General features: G+C 72.0%; 2 protein-coding genes. One reads left to right on the plus strand and one right to left on the minus strand.

Translation table 11 applies throughout. The features are described 5' to 3' along the window. Positions 1-41 precede the first annotated feature (41 nt). A complete protein-coding gene (gene lnt / locus ACWGL3_RS29980) occupies positions 42-1,724 on the minus strand; it encodes an apolipoprotein N-acyltransferase (RefSeq protein ID WP_378553808.1) in 1,683 nt (560 codons plus the stop codon). A gap of 614 nt (positions 1,725-2,338) precedes the next feature. Here lnt and ACWGL3_RS29985 point away from each other — a divergent pair. Then, entirely contained in the window at positions 2,339-3,559 is a 1,221-nt protein-coding gene (locus ACWGL3_RS29985) for an ABC transporter ATP-binding protein (RefSeq protein WP_267945293.1), read from the plus strand. Positions 3,560-3,602: the final 43 nt, after the last annotated feature.

A 3,602-nucleotide genomic window follows, 5' to 3' on the forward strand; every position in this document is an offset into this window, starting at 1 on the left:
GACGCCCCGGCGGGGCGCCCGGCGCGGGTTCCGTGGCGTCCTCAGGCCCGGCGGCGGCCGATCACGAGTGCGGCGGCGACCGCGGCCAGGCCGAGGGCGCTCAGGGCCGCCTCGGGGGCGGCGCCGAGCCGGGTGGCCACCGTGGTGCCGTCCATGGCGTCGAGCTCGGCCACGTGGATGTCGGGCTCGCCCTCGGGGGACCGGTAGACGACGCTGCCGTCGGGGTCCACCACGGCGCTGACGCCGCTGGTGGAGACGACCACCGCCGGGCGGCCGTGCTCGACCGCGCGCAGCTGGGTGATGGCGAGCTGCTGGTCGGACTGGCCGGTGAAGTTGTAGTTGGCGTTGTTGGTGGGGATGACGATGACCTGCCCGCCCGCGGCCACGGACTCGCGCACCGGCGGGTCGAAGGCGACGTCGAAGCAGATGCCGACGGCCAGCGTGGTGCCGGCCACGTCCAGGGCCCCGGGTTCGGTGCCCGGGACGGCGTCGGAACTGACCTGCTGCAGGCGGTCGACGAACCGCGTGAAGAAGTCGCGGTAGGGGACGTACTCGCCGAACGGCACCAGGTAGCGCTTGTCGTACAGCTCGCCCGGCCCGGTCTCCGGGTCCCAGACGACACTGCTGACGTAGCGGGTGCCGTCGTCGTTGAAGCGGCTCATGCCCCACAGCAGGGGGACGCCCGCGTCGGCCGCGGCGGCGTCGATGACCTCGCGGGCGACCGGGTCGCGGAAGGGGTCGATGTCGGTGGCGTTCTCGGGCAGCAGCACCATGTCCGGGCTCGGGTACTCCCCCTCGCGAACGGCGGCGGCGAGCTCGTGGACGCCGTCGGCGTGGTTGTTGAGCACCTGCATGCGCTCGCCGAGGATGGACATCTGGCCGACGTTGGGCACGTTGCCCTGGACCATGCCGACGGTGACGGTGTCGTCGACGGCGGGGCGGCCGATCGCGGGGGCCAGGGAGCCCCCGGCGACGATGACGGCGCAGGCGGCCAGTCCCGCGGCCGCGCCGATCCACCCGGTGCGGGCCGGTGGGGCGTCCGGCGCCGTTCCCCGCGCGACGGGGAGGGCGTGGGCCGCGCGCAGCACGCTCCACAGCAGCAGCCCGCCGGTGAGGGCGACGGCGAAGGAGACGAGCGCGGAGGAGCCCAGTGCGGCGTAGCCGACGAAGGGCGTGTCGGGCTGGGCGAAGGCGAGCTTGCCCCAGGGGAAGCCGCCCAGGGGCCAGCGGGCGCGCACGGCCTCCTGGGCCACCCACAGCGCCGCGGTCCAGAGCGGCCAGCCGGGCAGGCGCATGACGAGCGCCACACCCATGGCCATGGGGAGGAAGTAGACGGTCTCGGCGCCGGCGATGGCCAGCCACACGTCCACGCCGAAGATGTCCTGCCAGTGCACCAGCGGCACCATGAGGGTGCCTCCGGCGAGGGCGCCGATCCAGGCGGCGCGGCGCATGCGGGTCCCGGCGACGGCGAAGGCGAGCAGGGCCGCGCTGAGGGGGCCCAGCCACCACAGGCCGAAGGGCGGCAGGGCGAGCAGCTGTGCGAGGCCGGAGCCGACCGCGGCGAGTACGCGCCACAGCAGGTCGAGGCGTCCCCAGCGGTGTCCCGCCATCAGAGCGGAGGCGAGGGAGCGTCCCGGGTTCGCCGTCCGCTCCCGCCCCTCCGGTCCCGGCGAGGGTCTGTCGGAGCCGGGGGCGTCGCCCTGCTCGATGTGCTCGGCAACCACGTGGGGTGCTCGCTTTCCGCTGGCGGGTGAAGTGCTGGCGGTCAGCATATTGGGGGGACGCGGAAAAGGCCCGAGCCACCCTTCGGACCGGCTCCGTCCCGTCGGCGGCGAGCTCGGAAGACCGTTGTCTACTGGATGTCCGGGCCTTTTCCGGGTCCAACCCCCCGCCCGGTCGTGGTACTCCGCCCCTCACCCGATCCCAACTGCACCTGGCGCGTGATGCAGCGTCCGATCGGACGAGCGGGGGCCGCACAACCGGTCCGTCCAGTGCTGGACTGGTCGTTAGGTTACCCAGACTCCCCAACCGGATGCCTCAACCCGGCTGCCGTGTCGTGACCGCCGCTTCGAGCGCCTGGAGGGGAGATAGCGATGAACCGTCGGACAGGCTAACGCACCTGGGGCCGCCACGCCAGCTGGACCGGTGCCGTTTGTGTCTGACCGCAATCGGATCGACATCAGGCCAAGCCTGGACTTTTCGATCACGATCGTGTCTGATGTGATCAGTAAATCGGCCCGTTTCGATCAACTTCGGAAACACCGGGTCGGGTGACGCGGACCTTCGGCCACGAGATCCCCGTCACCCCCACCTCGAGCCCAGCGCGGGAGCTGAAACCATGGCGGAGATCGTCCTTGAGGGCGTTGACAAGATCTACGGCGGCGACGTCAAGGCCGTCGACGACCTGAACCTGAAGATCGAGGACGGCGAGTTCATGGTGCTCGTCGGCCCGTCCGGCTGCGGCAAGTCCACCGCGCTGCGCATGATCGCCGGCCTGGAGGAGATCTCCGCCGGCACCCTGGTCATCGGCGACGAGATCGTCAACGACCGCCCGCCGAAGGACCGCGACATCGCGATGGTCTTCCAGAACTACGCGCTCTACCCCCACATGAGCGTCGAGCAGAACCTGGCCTTCGGCCTGAAGCTGCGCAAGGTCGCCAAGCCCGAGATCGCCCGCCGCGTGCAGGAGGCGGCCGAGATGCTGGGCCTGGAGCCCTACCTCAAGCGCAAGCCGGGCGCACTCTCCGGCGGTCAGCGCCAGCGCGTGGCCATGGGCCGCGCGATCGTGCGCGAGCCGCGCGCGTTCCTCATGGACGAGCCGCTGTCCAACCTGGACGCCAAGCTGCGCGTGCAGATGCGCGCCTCCCTCAACCAGCTCCACGAGCGCCTGGGCGTCACGACGGTCTACGTCACCCACGACCAGATCGAGGCCATGACCCTCGGCGACCGGGTCGCGGTGCTGCGCGACGGCCGGCTCCAGCAGGTCGACACCCCCAAGCGCCTGTTCGACTCCCCCGTCAACCTGTTCGTGGCCGGTTTCATCGGCTCGCCCGCGATGAACTTCGTCGACGCCGAGCTGACCGCCGACGGCAGCGGGGCGACCCTCACGTTCGCCGAGCACAAGCTGCCCGTCCCCGCGGCCGTCCTGGACGCCCGTCCGAAGCTGCGCGACTACCTGGGCCGCTCGGTCATCCTGGGCATCCGCCCCTCGGACTTCAACGACGCCGAGTTCGACGGCAACGGCGACCCCCGCATCGAGGTGACCGCGGGCGTCACCGAGGAGCTGGGCACCGAGATCAACATCATCTTCGGCGTCGACGCCCCGCCGGTGCGCCACGAGGACGCCACCGCGCTGGCCCGGGACGCCGCGGGCGACGACGAGGAGAGCGCCGAGGCCGCACTGCCCCTGGGCGGCGACCGCTCGCTCTTCACCGCCCGGGTGAGCCCCCGCAGCCAGGTGCGCCCCGGCAGCAAGGTCAGCCTGTCGGTGGACGTGAGCCAGCTGCACTTCTTCGACCAGGAGAGCGGTCTGGCCATCGGCCACCCCGACAACGCCTGAGCGGTCCCTCCGGCTCCGTGAGCCGTGGGTTCGGAGGGGGCGG

It is taken from the genome of Nocardiopsis sp. NPDC055824 (assembly GCF_053616335.1).